This window comes from Rhodococcus globerulus NBRC 14531 (assembly GCF_001894805.1).
GTDB classification, from domain to species: domain Bacteria; phylum Actinomycetota; class Actinomycetes; order Mycobacteriales; family Mycobacteriaceae; genus Rhodococcus_F; species Rhodococcus_F globerula.
On the sequence record NZ_BCWX01000001.1, the window covers coordinates 1,735,156 to 1,750,801 of the forward strand.

Annotated in this window: 15 protein-coding genes; 8 read left to right on the top strand and 7 right to left on the bottom strand. The window is 59.7% G+C overall.

Annotated elements, in window-relative coordinates; all coding sequences use genetic code 11:
* Nucleotides 1–285: 285 nt before the first annotated feature.
* The gene (locus RG2_RS07845; RefSeq protein ID WP_033230903.1) at nucleotides 286–822 is read right to left on the bottom strand and encodes a universal stress protein; all 537 of its coding nucleotides are present in this window, start codon (nucleotides 820–822) and stop codon (nucleotides 286–288) included.
* A gap of 129 nt (nucleotides 823–951) precedes the next feature.
* Here RG2_RS07845 and hisI point away from each other — a divergent pair, with 129 nt between their 5' ends.
* From hisI to RG2_RS07865, 4 genes are all read left to right on the top strand, one after another.
* Nucleotides 952–1,296: a phosphoribosyl-AMP cyclohydrolase gene (gene hisI, locus RG2_RS07850; RefSeq protein ID WP_033230902.1), complete on the top strand. Its 345-nt coding sequence runs from the start codon at nucleotides 952–954 to the stop codon at nucleotides 1,294–1,296.
* A 26-nt stretch (nucleotides 1,297–1,322) separates the two neighbouring features.
* Nucleotides 1,323–1,616, top strand: a complete 294-nt coding sequence (locus tag RG2_RS07855; RefSeq protein ID WP_033230901.1) for a DUF1905 domain-containing protein — start codon at nucleotides 1,323–1,325, stop codon at nucleotides 1,614–1,616.
* A 24-nt stretch (nucleotides 1,617–1,640) separates the two neighbouring features.
* The gene (locus RG2_RS07860) at nucleotides 1,641–2,267 is read left to right on the top strand and encodes an SRPBCC family protein (RefSeq protein ID WP_033230900.1); all 627 of its coding nucleotides are present in this window, start codon (nucleotides 1,641–1,643) and stop codon (nucleotides 2,265–2,267) included.
* A gap of 73 nt (nucleotides 2,268–2,340) precedes the next feature.
* Nucleotides 2,341–2,730, top strand: coding sequence for a DUF2784 domain-containing protein (locus tag RG2_RS07865; protein WP_033230899.1), 390 nt, complete (start codon nucleotides 2,341–2,343; stop codon nucleotides 2,728–2,730).
* Nucleotides 2,731–2,738: 8 nt separating this feature from the next.
* Here the strand turns inward: RG2_RS07865 and RG2_RS07870 are convergent, their stop codons facing one another.
* The 3 genes from RG2_RS07870 to RG2_RS07880 all read right to left on the bottom strand — a co-directional run bounded on the left by RG2_RS07870 (nucleotide 2,739) and on the right by RG2_RS07880 (nucleotide 4,517).
* Nucleotides 2,739–3,350, bottom strand: a complete 612-nt coding sequence (locus RG2_RS07870) for a VOC family protein (RefSeq protein ID WP_033230898.1) — start codon at nucleotides 3,348–3,350, stop codon at nucleotides 2,739–2,741.
* A gap of 128 nt (nucleotides 3,351–3,478) precedes the next feature.
* Nucleotides 3,479–4,066, bottom strand: a complete 588-nt coding sequence (locus RG2_RS07875) for a DinB family protein (protein ID WP_033230897.1) — start codon at nucleotides 4,064–4,066, stop codon at nucleotides 3,479–3,481.
* 25 nt (nucleotides 4,067–4,091) lie between these two features.
* A complete protein-coding gene (locus tag RG2_RS07880) occupies nucleotides 4,092–4,517 on the bottom strand; it encodes a nitroreductase/quinone reductase family protein (RefSeq protein WP_033230896.1) in 426 nt (141 codons plus the stop codon).
* A gap of 103 nt (nucleotides 4,518–4,620) precedes the next feature.
* On the opposite strand from RG2_RS07880, the gene RG2_RS07885 reads away from it, so the two are divergent.
* The 4 genes from RG2_RS07885 to RG2_RS07900 all read left to right on the top strand — a co-directional run bounded on the left by RG2_RS07885 (nucleotide 4,621) and on the right by RG2_RS07900 (nucleotide 10,756).
* Entirely contained in the window at nucleotides 4,621–5,034 is a 414-nt protein-coding gene (locus tag RG2_RS07885; RefSeq protein ID WP_072782351.1) for an ArsR/SmtB family transcription factor, read from the top strand.
* Nucleotides 5,031–6,050, top strand: coding sequence for a cation diffusion facilitator family transporter (locus RG2_RS07890; protein WP_033230895.1), 1,020 nt, complete (start codon nucleotides 5,031–5,033; stop codon nucleotides 6,048–6,050). Before RG2_RS07885 ends, RG2_RS07890 begins: the two co-directional genes overlap by 4 nt.
* A gap of 98 nt (nucleotides 6,051–6,148) precedes the next feature.
* On the top strand, nucleotides 6,149–9,292 hold the full coding sequence (locus tag RG2_RS07895) for a multicopper oxidase family protein (RefSeq protein WP_033230894.1): 3,144 nt from the start codon (nucleotides 6,149–6,151) through the stop codon (nucleotides 9,290–9,292).
* A gap of 132 nt (nucleotides 9,293–9,424) precedes the next feature.
* Nucleotides 9,425–10,756 carry an HNH endonuclease signature motif containing protein gene (locus RG2_RS07900; protein WP_033230893.1) on the top strand — a complete coding sequence of 444 codons (1,332 nt, stop codon included), beginning with the start codon at nucleotides 9,425–9,427 and terminating at the stop codon, nucleotides 10,754–10,756.
* Nucleotides 10,757–10,966: 210 nt separating this feature from the next.
* Here the strand turns inward: RG2_RS07900 and RG2_RS07905 are convergent, their stop codons facing one another.
* From RG2_RS07905 to RG2_RS07915, 3 genes are read right to left on the bottom strand one after another with little or no spacing between them, the layout of a single operon-like run.
* Nucleotides 10,967–11,938 carry an antibiotic biosynthesis monooxygenase gene (locus RG2_RS07905; protein WP_033230892.1) on the bottom strand — a complete coding sequence of 324 codons (972 nt, stop codon included), beginning with the start codon at nucleotides 11,936–11,938 and terminating at the stop codon, nucleotides 10,967–10,969.
* Nucleotides 11,935–14,640: a molybdopterin-dependent oxidoreductase gene (locus RG2_RS07910; RefSeq protein WP_033230891.1), complete on the bottom strand. Its 2,706-nt coding sequence runs from the start codon at nucleotides 14,638–14,640 to the stop codon at nucleotides 11,935–11,937. Before RG2_RS07910 ends, RG2_RS07905 begins: the two co-directional genes overlap by 4 nt.
* Complete coding sequence (locus RG2_RS07915) at nucleotides 14,637–15,461, bottom strand: FAD binding domain-containing protein (protein ID WP_033230890.1); 825 nt, start codon at nucleotides 15,459–15,461, stop codon at nucleotides 14,637–14,639. Before RG2_RS07915 ends, RG2_RS07910 begins: the two co-directional genes overlap by 4 nt.
* Nucleotides 15,462–15,646 lie beyond the last annotated feature (185 nt).

Here is a 15,646-nt window from a genome sequence, read left to right on the forward strand (position 1 = left end):
GATTGACACATATTGCCATACTATGTTCAACAGCTATCAATTGCAGTTCCTGTTGGACGAATTGTCAATGGTGATTCCGAAGAACGAGCAAGAAGAACAATCGATCGCCGATCTGAAAACTGCGGCGAAATCTGCAATCCGTCGGCATGGATATCTCTGGTTCGTTGGAGATTGAGTGTGGTCGCGCCCTGTTAGATTCGAGAAGTTACGACCCGCGCAATCGTCGGGCGGCAGCAGTTGGTCTGAAGGGAAGCGAACATGACAGTGCAATATTGCCGGCGATAGTTACGTCGACTTATGCGTCCATGTCCTCGACTTCACCCCGGCAGGAACCATGACAATCGGGTATCTGTTCTGGCGGTCCAGGCGTGAGGTGACAGAACTGTGCAGCAACTGACTCATCGCGGAAATCGGACCTCGTCGCGGCGCCCCGATCACGATGGTGAACGCGTCGTACTTCTCCGCCGTCGACACGATGAGATCTGCCGGGTCATCGTGCTTGCAGTCGTATGTCCAGTTGCCGGGGTGAGATGTCAAAGCAGAGAGTGCGCGTTCACGTTGAGTGATCATCGCGGAATTGAGGCGTTTCTCGAACTGAGGTGAATCGGTTTCCACGGGTTGGTCCTCGGCATCGATGCAGTGAACGACATGAAGTGATGCATCTTCCGCGGTGGCCAGCGAGAGGGCAAAGTCCAGCACGTCGACGCTCGACGGTTCGCTGCCGATGCCCACCACGACATGGCGTGGATTGGCGATGCCTGTTGCCGGACTCTCGAGGTGGAAGGTGTGCTCGGGGTGTGGTCCGTCATGATGCTTCTTCATCGCGAGTTCTCCTTAACCAGGCGAACGAATCTACGAATTCGGAACTTTGACAACTACTTTACGGCTGTCGCCACTGAGTTTCCGGAGGCGGATTCCGCAGGAGAGGCCGTGGGACGGTATAAACGTCCTATGAGTCTTGACCCCGCGATTGCAGCAAAACTGAAGCGAAATGACGCCGGACTGTTCAGCGCAGTCGCGCAGGAAAAGTCCACAGGCGATGTGTTGATGGTCGCGTGGATGGACGACGAAGCACTCGCTCGCACTTTGGAAACCCGTAAGGGAACGTACTATTCGCGTTCGCGTCAGCAGTACTGGGTCAAGGGGGAGACGTCGGGCCACACCCAGTATGTCCACGAAGTTCGCCTCGACTGTGACGGCGATTCAGTCCTTCTGATCGTCGATCAGGAAGGCGCTGCGTGCCACACCGGCACACACACCTGCTTCGATACCGACGTACTGCTCGCTGCAGAGTAGGAAAACTTCACCGAAGGGGGAGCATTATGGCCGCGACGAAGACTCCGCAGCCGCTCGATTATTCGTTTACCTCTCCGATCGAGAAGGACGGCGCGTTTGCGACGTATCTGACCGTGCCGGGGTCGGCGGACCTGCTCGGTACCCGGCGAGCAGTCAAGGTTGTCGGCACGCTGGACGGTGAGCACCCCTTCGAAGCGACCTTGATGCCCTCAGGCGACGGACCGCATTGGTTGCCACTGCGGGTAGCGCTGTGCAAAGCGATCGGTAAGAGCGCGGCAGGCGAAGAAGTGTCGGTTCACCTGCAGCAGCGTTTGAGCTGACTTTTGCCTTGATGAAGGAGCGTCATGGTCGCTGAAGCAGTTGACTCTTTGTCATTGGTAACCCGGCACCTGAGCGGGGTCAGTGGCGACGAGGGGAAAACGCGATCGCTCCACATGTCGCGTGAACTCGCGGCTCCGATCACGACGGTGTGGTCGGCAATAGCCGACTTGGATCGCATTCCACAGTGGTTCATGCCTGTTTCAGGCGACGCCCGACTCGGTGGTCGCTATCAACTCGACGGCAATGCCGGTGGTGAGATTCTGGCGTGCACCACGCCGCACACACTGAAGATCACCTGGGAATACGGCGGTGACGTCAGCTACGTGACGATCAAATTGATCGAAACCTCCAGCAGGGAAACACTATTCGATTTCGATCACACTGCCGATGTCGACCCGGATCGTTGGAGTGAATACGGGCCAGGTGCCGTTGGGGTCGGTTGGGACATGGGATTGCTGGGATTGGCGCAACACGTCGAACAGGGAACCAACACACCGCTGGAGACGCCGGAGTGGTCGGCAAGTGACGAAGCCAAGGCATTCATGGCAGCCAGTAGTGAGTTGTGGGCTGACGCCGCGATTGCTGCCGGCGACGATCCTGCGCAGGCGCGAGCCGCCGCCGCACGAACAACCGCTGCATACACCGGGTAGAGATCATCTCCGCGGACTAACATCGGAATAGTCTGGTTGTTGCGGGACTTCCGCGCCACGAGCGGAGACAACGATGGTGTACCGGCTCATCGAAAGTGCGACGGTATTCGTTCACTTCAGCTTCATTCTCTACGTGGTCTTCGGTGGTTTCGTGGCGTGCAAGTGGCGTCATACAATTGTTTTTCACCTCGTCGCAGTCGCGTGGGGTGCAGGTTCGGTCCTGATCGGATATGACTGCCCGCTCACGCATCTCGAGAACTGGGCCCGTCGGATGGCGGGAAGTTCCGAATTACCGTCCGCAGGGTTCATCTCTCACTACATTGCCGGCGTTTTCTATCCGGTCAGTATCGAAGCGATTGTCCAGGGCGTTGCCGCGACAGTGGTCGTGGGTTCCTGGGTGGGATACGTGTTGCTCGGACGGCATGTGAAGTCTGCGTCGGTAGGGGCGCAGCCACGCCGTTGATTGTGTTTTCAGGCGAGTCCGGTCTCCCACGTGAAGCCGTCCGGATCGGTGAACGGCGCCCCGTCACCAGTGATGATGATTCGACTCGATCCGCTGCCTTCGGGTGCGACGCCCGCATCCTTGGCCAGGGCCTTCCGGCCGTACAGCGCAACCGTGAGCTTTTTCGGGGGAGCTGTGAACTGGACGTACTTGCGTCCGTAGCTTTTCGACACCTCGAGACCGTGATCGACGTAGAACTGCTTACTGGCCTTGACGTCCTCGACGCCGAGCAACAGCACGAGATCTTCGATCTCCCGGGTCGCTGGGCCGGTGTTCTTCTTCGACGACGTTGCCACTTTCCAGATTGCGCCGTCGGGTGCCTGTACAACACCGCCGTATCCCCAGAACGATTTCTTGACGGGCTTCAACACTGTGGCGCCGGCTTCGAGGGCCGCATCGACGAAGGCGTCGACGATGTTCGGCTGCGACACGACAAGCGAAAGCGTGTGGCCGCGGAACCCTGTTGTCGGTGTCTCCGACGCTCGTACACTCACGCGGTCTCCGACGCCGAAAGCATCGTAAAAGGATTGGGCGGCTGCGGTATCGGGGACTTCGAGGATCACGGACTCTGCGGTGGTCATCTTGGCGCTCCTCGTTGATATGCGAGCGGACTGGGTATCACGTGGTGAATTCATGTCTGTAACGGTAGTTTCGGTGCGGCAACCAACGCTTCTCGATTCCTGATCGGTTTTGTGCGCGCTCCGGGCTGCTACGGGTTTGCCTGGATATCAACAGATCTGGTGTGGGTGTAGAGGTCGCGCAGCAGGGCGACCTCGGACAGATGATGGATCAGCTCGCGGTGGATGTGCAGCACCAGATCGGCCATCGCCAATTCGGGGTACGGCTCCTTCGCTCCGACTGGTTCCCGCAGTCCGCTCTCGCCAAGACTCCGCACTCCGGCGAGCCAGATATCGAGCTGCGTCTGGAGTTGCTCGAGCGCCTCGGCCCCGGTGCCGGCATACTCCCAGGTCTCGTACGACGCGGCGGCAGCGCCGAAGTGTGAAGCATTCCGCGCGGCAAGCACACCGACAATGACGTGGCCGAGTCGCCACGCGATTGTCGTGAAAGGCGGTGGGACCGGCTCGGGAAAGGCGAAGTCGATCGCGAACTCTCCAGCGCCGACATGCATCGGTGCCGTCGACTGGCCGCGAGGACGGATGCTCCAGGCATTGGGCACCGGGGACCAGAAATACTCGTCGTCGGTGAGACCGTCGAGTCGAGTTTTGATCTGATGGTTCCAATGAAATTCCCACTGCTCGCGGAGCGTACGATTCCAGTCGAATTCAGTTGCGTTCATGTACTCACTCTGCCAGCGTCGCTAGCTACGTGCGTCGGAGAGCAATCACGGGAATAGTGCGGATTCCAGCCGTCTTCTCTGCGTACTCTGCAAAACCGGGATACCGCTTGGCCTGCTCGTTGAAGATCTTGTCGCGTTTGTCGCCGGTCACGTCGCTGACAGCAACCGAGTACTTTTCGGTGCCGACCTCGATTTCGGCGTGGTCCGTTGCAGTGAGGTTGTAGTACCAATCCGGATTGGTGGGGGCGCCGGCTTTGGACGCAAAGACGTAGATGGTGTCGGGGTCTTCCTCATCGGCCAGGTACATCATCGGGCTGACGAATTCACGTCCGGACTTTCGGCCTCGATGGTGGACCAACACCATCGGTGCGCCTTCGAAGGGGCCTCCCACGTGACCTTGATTTTCTCGGAATTGGGCAATGATGTCTGCGTTCCAGTCGTCAGTACTCATCGTCGTCTCCTGGTTGGGACTGTGGGGGTTTCGATAACAAAATCTTGGCACACCTTGGGATGCGAGGGGTTGTGTTCAGACATACTTGATCTATTATCTACGCATGAACGCAGATAGTCAGATTTGTAGGCGGAAGCTTCCCGACGATCAGGTAAACCTCGTCGTCGAGGTGTTTCGGATGCTCGCTGACGCGACGCGTGTGCAGATTCTGTGGGCGTTGGTCGATCGAGAGTGCTCGGTGAACGAACTGGCGGAGCGCGTCGGAAAGCCCGCGCCGTCAGTGTCGCAGCACCTGGCAAAACTACGGATGGCTCGATTGGTGCGAACCCGTCGTGAAGGCACCACTGTGTTCTACCGCCTCGAGAACGACCATGTGCGCCAACTGGTTACCGACGCAGTCTTCAATGCCGAGCACGCCGGTCCAGGCTTGCCGGGGCATCACCGCACCGCCGGAGAACTCCGTGAGATACATCCTGAGCGCGTGCCTCGCGGAAATGAGGAGGAGGGGGCGTCATGACGCACGAACGCACTGTTGGTCACGGCCACGGCCACGGCCATGGCCATCCTCGCGGTGGTTTCCGGTCTGCCGTGCGTGATGTGTTTGCGCCACACAGTCATGACGCGGCCGACAGTGTCGACGACGCTCTCGAATCGAGCAGGATCGGTATCCGGGCAGTCAAGATCAGCTTGGTGGCGTTGGGAATCACTGCTTCGGTGCAAGTGGCGATCGTTGCGATCTCCGGGTCGGTGGCGCTGCTGGCGGACACCATTCACAACTTTTCGGATGCGCTTACCGCGATCCCGCTGTGGATTGCCTTTGCTCTTGGACGACGAGCGGCAACGCGTCGATATACCTACGGATTTGGCCGTGCCGAGGACTTGGCCGGACTGTTCGTCCTGGCCATGATCGCGCTGTCTGCGGTGGTTGCCGGTGTCGAGGCAGTTAGGCGGCTCATCAACCCGATCGAGATCGATCATCTGGGATGGGTTGCTGCCGCAGGTCTGGTGGGCTTCGTCGGCAACGAACTTGTGGCGTTGTACCGGATCAGGGTCGGTCGGCAGATCGGTTCCGCCGCACTGGTCGCCGACGGATTACACGCTCGGACAGACGGATTCACGTCATTGGCAGTTCTGCTCGGTGCCGGGGGAGTTGCGTTGGGATTCCCGCTTGCAGACCCGATCATCGGACTTGTCATCACCGCTGCCATAGTTGCCGTGCTCCGCAGCGCCGCTCGTGACGTGTTGCGACGTCTCATGGACGGCGTCGAACCGGAGTTGGTGGACGATGCTGAAACCGCTTTGCGTGCGGAACCCGGCGTTCTCGGGGTTCGCGGTTTGAAGATGAGGTGGATCGGTCATCGGTTGCACGCGGATGCAGAACTCGACATCGATCCTTCTGCGAGTCTTGCGGAGGCCCACGCGATTGCGCACAGCGCCGAACACACATTGACGCACGCGGTTCCGAAGCTGTCCTCAGCGTTGGTTCATGCGTACCCCGCTCACACCACGCTCGACAGGCACACAACAACATGACCACTTTGTTCTGAATATCCTGTTCACTAGGGGTTTCCTCGGTACGCTACGAAGCGTCGATCGGACGTATCTCACGCCGCCACGGAACGGGGAAACCAGTGATCGCTCGGTACAGAAGGTCGCTCGTCGTCCTGGTAGTAGTGTCATTGACGGTGGCCTTGGCTGCCTGCGAAACGGGTGATCCGGTATCTGGTGCCGGCGCCAATTACGGATCGGACGGGGCGCCGGTCGACTTCCGGGAACCGATCAAACTCAGTAGCGTGGACGGTGTTCTCGAGGTGCGATTGTCTGCGCACCAGGGATCGGTGCCGCTTGATACTGCGTCGGGAACAGTGTCGGACTTCTTGCTCTTCGGATACGACGTCATTCGTGGCGCAGCGTCTGATGGGTCGAGTTCCGGAACCGATGTGTATCCGGCTCCGACATTGCGGGTTAATCCTGGCGAGCGTTTGATTGTCCACTACGACAACGACTTGCAAGATCTCACGATCGAGGACTTCTACGATCCCGCATTCACTCCGGCGGGTGGTGAAGTACCGATCTATCCTCCGGTGCTGACGTCTGCGCCGCTCAATCTGCACACTCATGGCGTGCACGTCAGTCCGGACGGTAATGCCGACAACGTGTTGCTCAACATTCCCGCCGGGCAGGGGAATGTTTACGACTACGCGATCCCCGGAACGATGCCCAACGGTTTGTACTGGTACCACAGCCACCGTCACACGCTCACTGCTCAACAGACATATATGGGACTCGCGGGACTGCTGGAAATCGGCCGCCCCGATGGGAATTTGCCGATAGTGACGGCCAATGACGTACCAGTTCGCGATATGGCACTGCAGTACAACTTCATTTTTGACCGCAAAGGCCTGGGCCGAAAACTCAATGACGCAATGTGGCCACAATTTGTCAGCACTTTGGATCCGCCGACGGGTCAGGAACTTGCCGACGGCTCCTACCGCCCGAGTCTCGCGCCGGTGAATTTCTCGGAAACCACCGAGGGCTCACAGTATTTCACCAACTGGTACAGCGGGCCCTTGTCACCGGCCAACCATCGTGGCCAGAATCAGTTTGTCCCCGCAAATCTGCAGAGTTTCGTTGGCGAATCGACGAACGTTCCGGCCGATCTGTCGCTGCCGGACAATCAACGCGATGTGCAGTACACCGTGAACGGGCAGTTCCAACCTTCGTTGAAACTGAAGCCGGGTCAGACCGAAATCTGGGTGCTCGCCAACATCAGCGACTTCGCGTACCTGCCGGTCACGTTGACGGAAACCGCGACGGGTAACCATCCGCGGTTCGCGATAGTGGGTCAGGACGGAAACCCGTTCTCCGAGGTCAGGCCGCCGGTGGATGGTGACGGAACCAGGCTCGTGATTCCGCCGGCGTCGCGATACGCGATTGCGGTCACGATGCCGGAGTCCGGTGATCTGGTGCTGGAAATGCCGCCGCTGGACGGTGCACAACCGGTGAGCAATCCCGGCATTCTCTACACCAACAACGGCACCGATAATCCTCCTGCCGAGCTCGGAACCGTCACCGTCGACCCGTCGGTGATCAGTTACGCCGACGGATTCTTCACCTTCCCGACCCAGCAGCTGATCCGAGCAACGCCAGACGAAGGTGAAGGCAGGACAACACCTTTCGAGTTCGGTCAGAAACTTGATGCCTACACGTCGTTCGTGGATACCGCAGCAGTGAATCCCGATGTGACCCGCAACCTGACTGTCTCTGGTGGATTCGGAAACAACAAGGCCAGTAACAGTGACCCGAAAGCCTTCACATATGAGTTCGCCGACAACACCTTCCCGAACATCCCCCTGATTCAGCCGCGGCTGAACTCCGTCGAGGAATGGACAATTACCAACCTCAACAATGACGAGCATCCAATGCATATCCACGTCAATGACTTTCAAGTGATGGAGGTTGTGGATCCTGTTGCCGGGACCACAACCGGGGTGCAGCAGTGGGGGATCGACAACGTCAACGTGCCTGCGCCTGTGACGGACGAGAATGAGAACGCGCTTGTACCGGCGTCGGTGACACTGCGTACCAAGTTCACCGAATACACGGGGACCTTTGTGATCCATTGCCATCGCCTCAATCACGAGGACAACGGTTTGATGGCGACGGTGAACGTGATTCCCGAAGTGTCGACGTATGCGGTTGCGGTGCCCGGCTCGCCCGGCGTGCCTGCGACCGTGCAGATCTTCGACGCGAACGGCGATACGATGCTCACAACCGTGACGCCATTCCCGTCGTTCGAGGGAACCCCGAGCGTGGCGATGGCAGACGTCAACGGTGACATGGTGCTCGACCTCATCGCTGGAACCGGCGCCGGTGGTGCACCAGAAGTGGTGGCGTACAACGCGGTCGACGGGCCACCGTTCACCGACGAACTGGCACGGTTTGCTCCTTTTGATGCGGGTTTCCGTGGTGGTGTCAACGTCGCCGGCGTCGATATCGACGGAAATGCATTGGCGGACAACATTATCGTGGCCTCCGGCCCGGGTATGGAATCGCAGGTCAAGATCTACTCCACCGTACTGCCGACGGACAAGAAGTCGGCGCCGGCCGAATTCGGATCGTTCATCCCATATCCGGGTTCGAGCAGCGGAGTCACCATTGCCACGGGAATGGTCGACGCGCATTCCGGCCGGGCGAGCATCGTGACTGCTCCCGGACCCGGCGACGAGCCGTTGGTGAAAACGTTCCGGTATGACCTGTACGAGCCGACAGCAGCCGCCGGAAAGACCGACGAACATGAAGGACACACAGGTGGGCCGGTGGCGACCTCGCAGTTCTTGGCATTCGATCAGAGCTATCGAGGTGGGGTATCACTGTCGACCGGTTGGGTGGCCGGTGCGGAAGGCGGCGCGAAATCCATAGTCGCCGGGATGAGCGGCGGAGACGGAACGGTGCGAATCTTCTCGAGCGGATCACGCCTCGACGGATCACCTGAGATGTATCTGGAAAGCCCCGACCACCACTCAACCGACGTTGCCTTTCGGGAGATTGCGTCCTTCGATCCGTTCGAGGGGCTCTCCGGCGTGAGCGTTGCGACTACCAGCACCACAACGGGGGCGGATTTGCTGATCAGCGGTAGCGGAGCGAGTGCCGAAGTTCGGAAGTTCTCTCTGGGACGTGCAGATCCGTCTGCGACGACGCTTACGCCTAGCCTGATCGGAACATTGCCGCCCTATGCGAGTGGGATCGGAGCGTTGCCGCTAGGAGGTCGCTAGTGCGTATGTCGAACGTTGAATGCTGTTGCATGTCAGAAGTTCTCGAGCGTAGATCTCCTTAAGCCTGCCCGAAATGCCCCTTGAATCGAATGGTTGTTCGAGTATAATTGGGTCACGGGTGGGGAGGCCTTGATGACTACGGTCAGCGATTTTGTTTCGGTGGGGGATGTTGTAGCGGGTTCGGCTGCGGGTGTGCGTGGCAGGTTGTGGCAATTGCGCCCGGCGGAGGTTCGGGACGTTGCCGTTAGTGCGTCTGCGGAAATTCTTCGGTTGGAAGCGATTCGGGTTGCCGCTGTCGACGCGTTGGCGCTTAGTCCGGACGAGCAGGTGCTGTGTTACCGGGGTGTTGGTCGGTGGTTGGCGGCGAATACGATGCTGCAGAACGCGGCCGGTAACAAGATCGCTGCCCTCGGTGCCGCGTTGCGGGTGTTGCCGGATATTGCTGCGCAGTTCGAGGCCGGTGACCTTTCGCTCGATCATGCGGCAATAATTGCCGCATTCTGTGAATCTCCACCAAAAGGAATGCCGGAGAACGCTCTACCGTCCTGCATGAAGACTCTGTTGGCTGCCGCATCCGGTGTGGAGGCGACCACCATCAAGCTGCGGTATGCGATTGCGGTCCTGGAGCGGATTTTCGAATCCGACGAGACTCCGCCCGGTGAGGACGATGACCTCAACGTCTTGCGGATTTCGCCGACGCTCAACGGGCGGGTCGCGATCAAGGGTGATTTCGACGCACTCACTGGTGAAATGTTGTTGTCGGCTCTCTCGGGTTTGTCGATGCCTAAACCGGCCGCGGACGGAACCCCGGATCAGCGGTCGGCAGCCAAACGCACCGCCGACGCGTTCACGGAGTTGATTCGCCGGTATCTCGACAATGCTGTCACCGGTGTTGATGGTGGTCAGCGTCCGCACGTGAATGTGCACATCACCGCGAAAGATCTTGCCGAGCATCGCGAATGCGCCGCTACGCGACCTAGCAGGGACGCAGAGCTTGATGTCGAAGATCTTGATGTCGGGTACATGCCGTGGATGAGACCACTGAGTGTGAGCCTGACCCGGATGCTCGCCTGTGACTGCATGCTCTCGACGGTGTTGATGGACGGCAACGGGGCACCGTTGGATGTGACCCCGCACAAACGCCTCGTCACACCCGAGCAGCGGACTGCGTTGATTGCTCGGGACAAAGGCTGCGCCTTCCCGAACTGTGATGCGGTTCCGGCTTGGTGCGACGCGCACCATATAAAACCCTGGTCAACCGGAGGCTTGACGGTGATGGACAATCTCACCCTCCTCTGCCGTAGCCACCACCGATTGATCCACAGCACCAGCGGGTTCCGCGGGATCTGGGAAATCAAGATGGGTACCGATCACAAACCTTGGTTCATCCCACCAGCTGCGATCGACCCGAAACAACGACGCCGCCGGTCCACCACCCGCCAAGGCCCAGTGCATCGAGACTGAAACCGGCTCTGCCGGAACTGAATACCGTGTGAGAGCTTCGCATCACCAGGAAAGACGATGCGAAGCCCACACGCATGCGCAGCTCCTGAAGCAAACACGCACGGGTTCGCACGGCATATTCGTGGTGAGGGCCAAAGCGGGTAAGTAGGATTCCGCTGATGATGGGGAGGGACCGCTTTGCGTTCAGTGCTGCTGCGTGGTGCAGTGCAATCAGGGCAGCGACCAGATCTGTGTAGTGACGAGATAGAACACCACAACCCAGAACACTGTCACCGCTGCGACGATCGCCAAACCCTGAGCATTTATTTTCGCCGCGGGAACATCGGCCGGCGGACGCAACCAGCGACTCAGCAGACGGTTCACGTAATAAGGCATCGTGAAGAAACTCATGATGAAGCTCGAGAGAAGGTTTCCCACCAACAACCCAAGCCAGAGCGGCATTTTCAGTGGTGACAATGCCAAGGTCAGCAAGACGACAGTCGGGTACAGGCCAACCCACACCGCGATCGCAGTCTTGGTGTCCGATGGTGGTGGGGCTTCGTTGCCGTTCTCGTCGAACGCAAACCAACTGCCGAATGAATTGTCGACGGTGCGCAATTCGAAATCGTGGAACCTACGCCCCTCGGCAAGGAGTTCCTGACGTTCGGGGGAGGTCAGCCAGGTATCGAGATGGGCGGCGCTGTCGAAGCGGTAGAGAGTGGTCCATTCGTCTTGGACACCGTCGACGGGTCGGAAAAGTTCGGTGCCGCGGAATCCCTCGAACGTGCTTTCCACCTCGCGCAGGCGGTCTTGCCAGGCAAGGAATTCCTCGATGTTGTCATCACTGACTCGGTGTGACACGACAACGGTGAGAAGTGGATCGGGTCGTTTGATCCCGCCACTCACTACCTGTTGGGTACCGGGTCCGTCGAAGAATTGGCGGCCGCGCTCGAGGAAATCCTGACGTGTCGCGCTGTTGATCCAGGCCTGAACATGAGCGATGGAGTCGAAGCGATACACGATTACCCACTCCGGGTGGATGGCCGTCGGCGCGGACACTTCGGTGCCCAGAAATCCGGCGTAGCCCGCGGCAGCCCGGTTGAGGTCCTTTTGCCAGACTTCGAACTGCTCTGCCATTCCGGCGTGTACCCGCTGACCGATGATGACTGTGGCGATGTTGTCGGCGGATGTTTCCGCGGTCATCGGTTCAACCCCGTGTAGATCCGTTCAGGAGTGAGGGGAAGCGACCGGAATCGGGTGCCGGTCGCGTTATGCACAGCATTCGCCAGGGCCGGGGCGACCGGGTTGATGCAGCACTCCGCCATGCCTTTCGAGCGGAGTGGGCCGACGGAATCAGACGAATCGACCAATATCACCTCGGTGCGAGGAACATCTGCATACGTGGGAATGCGATAGTTTCGCAAGTTCGGGTTCATCATCGCGCCGGCTGCGTCCACATGAAAGTTCTCGGTGAGAGCAAAGCCGATTCCCTGCGCGACGCCACCTTCGATTTGCCCTCGAACTTGTGCGGGATTGATGATCACACCAGCGTCGGTCGCATGAACGCTGGAGAGTATCCGGATTTCGCCGGTTATCCGGTGCACCGCGATGCGGAAGCCGTGAGTATTGGACACCACGCTCCGCGGCGATCCGTAGGCCTTGCGGGCCACGGTAAATCGGATCCCGCGTTGCCTCGCGGCGTCGAGAACTTCCTGCAGAGTCAATCGTGTACTTGCGCAGACGATCTTGTCGTCGTCCATCGAGCACTGATCGACTGCAACGCCAGTGTGGTGTGCGGCAAAGGCAAGTAGGCGATCTCGCAACGCATTCGATGCTCGCAAGACAGCGTTTCCGGCTACAAACAGGCCCGCACTGGCAAAAGCGCCTGTGTCGAAACCGGTACGGTCGGTGTTCGACTGAATGATTCGCACGCGGGACGGTGTGGTTCCCAACTGATTCGCGGCGATCTGGACGTGAGCGGTGGACGTTCCTTCGCCGAATTCGACTGTGCCGATGGCAAGTTCGTACATACAGTCGTCGCCGAGCGTGAGCCACGCCTCCGAGATGTGCTCAGTGGGTGGGGCGGTCTCGTGTAACGAGCTGGCCGTGCCGGTACCGATGAGCCAGTCCTCGCCGAGAGATGGGACCGGCGTGCGATCCAAAGCGGAGTCCACCAGGTCGATGCACTGGCCGAGTCCGTCTTCGGTGAAGATGACGTCATCGGGTCCGTCCTCGAGCGCCACAAGTGAATCGCCTGGCCGCACGATGTTGCGTCGGCGCAGTTCCAGCGGGTCCATGTTCAACGCGAGTGCGAGTTCGGTCATCGCGGACTCCACGGCAAATGCGGGCTGAGTCATCCCGTAACCGCGCAGGGCTCCACTCGGAACGTTGTTCGTGTAGACGGAATACGCGTCGAACTTCTTGTTTGCGCATCGGTACAGCGAGACGGCAGCTCCGCCGGCGAATAACGTTTCACCGCCGTGGTTTCCGTAGGCGCCGGTGTTGGAGATGTTTCGGTACTGAAATGCGGTCAGCGTCCCGTCCGCCGTGGCGCCCAATTTGATGGTCAATTTCATCGGATGTCGCGGAGATGCGGTGGTGAACTCCTCTTCGCGCGTGAACTCGAGGCTGACGGGTCGGCCCGTGTCCAGTGTTGCCAGTGCAACGAGGTCTTCCGTGATCACCTCTTGTTTTCCGCCGAATCCGCCGCCCACCCGTTTGCAGAACACGCGAAGCTGATCCGGGCGCAGATCGAACAGGTGGGAGAGTTTGACCCTGGCAATCGACGGCGACTGCGAGCTGGTGCGCACGTGTAGGCGTTCGTCTTCCATCCAGGCGATGGAACCGTGCGTCTCGAGGTGCGCATGTTGGACCCGGGGCGAGAAGTACGTGCCTTCGTGGATCACGTCCGCCGCTGCAAACCCGGCTTCCACGTCGCCGACATGCCCATGGATCTCGAGCAGGATGTTGTGCTCGGGGTCGCGGACAAACGGGTCGTCCGATCCGTGCAATGGCGGGGCGCCATCGGCCATCGCCTCCTCTGGATCGAAAACAGCCGGGAGAACCTCGTACTCGACCACAACTCTGCGACGACCTTCTTCGGCTGCGGCAATGGATTCGGCAAGTACGGCTACCACCCGCTGCCCGACGAAGCGCATCACGTTGTCGAGAATGTAGGTGTCGTCGGGATCCACAAGGTGGTCGGTATGGATAGCCGTCGTGAAACGCTTGCGCGGCACGTCTTTCCAGGTATAGACGCGGTGCACTCCGGGAACGGCGAGCGCAGCAGCAGTGTCGATCGAGACGATCCGCGCGTGGGCGTGCGGTGAATGCAGCACCTTCAGATGCAGCATCCCGCCCGTCGATGTATCGATCGTTGTATCCATCGTGAACTCGGCGCGGCCGGTCACGATATCGGTAGCGGCGGGTGCGCCGACGCTTGTCCCTACAGCTTGCCCGGGTAGTGCGACCTCGATCGCACTGACTCCGTTGACCGCGTCCTCGATCGCTCGATACCCGGTGCAGCGGCACAGGTTTCCTTTCAGGGCGCGCGGCAGGTCGTCCTTCTGATCGTCGGTCAATGCTGCCGCCGTCATGATCATGCCGGCGGTGCAGAAGCCGCACTGAAATCCAGGCGCGTCGCGGAACTGCGCCTGCATCGGGTGCAGATTCTCCGGAGTGCCTAGGCCTTCGATAGTCGTGACATCCCGACCTTCGGCTCGAAAGGCGGGAGTGATGCAGCTGTGGATCGGAGCGCCGTCAAGCCAGACGGTGCAGGCTCCACAATCGCCCCCGTCGCATCCCTTCTTGACGCCGTGATGGCCGAGGGTCCGGAGGAAGGTGCGTAGACACTGCCCGGCGAATGGCTGCTCGCTGAAGATCCTGCCGTTCACCACGTAGCTCATAATCGGTCCTCGCTCAGTTCCAGGCGCAGCTCCTCGGCGTAATGCCGGGCGAGGTGAAGGCGGTGGTCAGGGGTGCCGTTCGGGTCGTCGAACCAGGCAGCTTCAGGAATGGCATTGATGACGTGCTGTAGCGAATCCCGGTCCGGGATGGTGGCAAACGACAGTTGGATCGGTCGGGTTGTTCCGGCGGTGATGGTGAGCAGGAGGTCTGTAGTGCCCGGTGTCCGAGTAGCGATCATGAAGATGGTGGAACGGCCGAGGTGGGTGAGACTGAATCGGCGGTGGGCGTGACGTTTGGTGAGCGCGTGAATCGGAATGTCGATGCTACGAAGCACCTCGCCCGGTTCGAGGATGTTCTGGTGGTCTCCGATCACAAAATCGGCGGCGTCGACGATTCGTTCGGTGCCGTCGGTGGACCACAGCGTGTATGTCGCCTCGAGTGCGACGCACAGCGTGATCATCGGGCCGGCGGGCAGCGACATGCAGATGTTCCCGCCCACGGTTGCGCTGTTCCAGACCTTGAACGAGGACAGGAAGTACTCACAACTGATACGACAGAGTTGAGCCGCCGGCCAATCACCCGGCGCTACAAACGTATACAGGTCATGGATCGTGCAGGTTGCGCCGATGGTGAGACCGGTCGCGTGTGTTTCCAGCGGCGTCCAGCCCAGCGTTGTCAGATCGACAAGGCGATCCAGATCGGGCTGTTCTGCTGAAAACAGCCATGTACCACCGGCAAGCCACGCGTCGCCGACCCGCCAGATCGCACCGGGGCGATCCGGTGGTCGCCGAACTACGTCGTTGATGGTGGTGAGGTCCATGCGTCGTGCTCCCCTCGGGGAAGTGACATACCGGACTGCGACATTACCGAGTACACGAAGCGCGTTCACATGTTTCGGGTATTTCAGACCAATCGGAATTAAGTCCAACTGGTCGGTGCATGCGATTTCAGATTTTGGGTACGTCTGAGTACGGGGCGGGTTCCGCCTCTTGCATTTTGCGAGCT

What these genes read in the sequence shown, in the direction of transcription:
- RG2_RS07845 (WP_033230903.1), bottom strand. Translation starts at nt 822, where the DNA reads ATGAAGAAGCATCATGACGGACCACACCCCGAGCACACCTTCCACCTC.
- hisI (WP_033230902.1), top strand. Translation starts at nt 952, where the DNA reads ATGAGTCTTGACCCCGCGATTGCAGCAAAACTGAAGCGAAATGACGCC.
- RG2_RS07855 (WP_033230901.1), top strand. Translation starts at nt 1,323, where the DNA reads ATGGCCGCGACGAAGACTCCGCAGCCGCTCGATTATTCGTTTACCTCT.
- RG2_RS07860 (WP_033230900.1), top strand. Translation starts at nt 1,641, where the DNA reads ATGGTCGCTGAAGCAGTTGACTCTTTGTCATTGGTAACCCGGCACCTG.
- RG2_RS07865 (WP_033230899.1), top strand. Translation starts at nt 2,341, where the DNA reads ATGGTGTACCGGCTCATCGAAAGTGCGACGGTATTCGTTCACTTCAGC.
- RG2_RS07870 (WP_033230898.1), bottom strand. Translation starts at nt 3,350, where the DNA reads ATGACCACCGCAGAGTCCGTGATCCTCGAAGTCCCCGATACCGCAGCC.
- RG2_RS07875 (WP_033230897.1), bottom strand. Translation starts at nt 4,066, where the DNA reads ATGAACGCAACTGAATTCGACTGGAATCGTACGCTCCGCGAGCAGTGG.
- RG2_RS07880 (WP_033230896.1), bottom strand. Translation starts at nt 4,517, where the DNA reads ATGAGTACTGACGACTGGAACGCAGACATCATTGCCCAATTCCGAGAA.
- RG2_RS07885 (WP_072782351.1), top strand. Translation starts at nt 4,621, where the DNA reads ATGAACGCAGATAGTCAGATTTGTAGGCGGAAGCTTCCCGACGATCAG.
- RG2_RS07890 (WP_033230895.1), top strand. Translation starts at nt 5,031, where the DNA reads ATGACGCACGAACGCACTGTTGGTCACGGCCACGGCCACGGCCATGGC.
- RG2_RS07900 (WP_033230893.1), top strand. Translation starts at nt 9,425, where the DNA reads ATGACTACGGTCAGCGATTTTGTTTCGGTGGGGGATGTTGTAGCGGGT.
- RG2_RS07905 (WP_033230892.1), bottom strand. Translation starts at nt 11,938, where the DNA reads ATGACCGCGGAAACATCCGCCGACAACATCGCCACAGTCATCATCGGT.
- RG2_RS07910 (WP_033230891.1), bottom strand. Translation starts at nt 14,640, where the DNA reads ATGAGCTACGTGGTGAACGGCAGGATCTTCAGCGAGCAGCCATTCGCC.
- RG2_RS07915 (WP_033230890.1), bottom strand. Translation starts at nt 15,461, where the DNA reads ATGGACCTCACCACCATCAACGACGTAGTTCGGCGACCACCGGATCGC.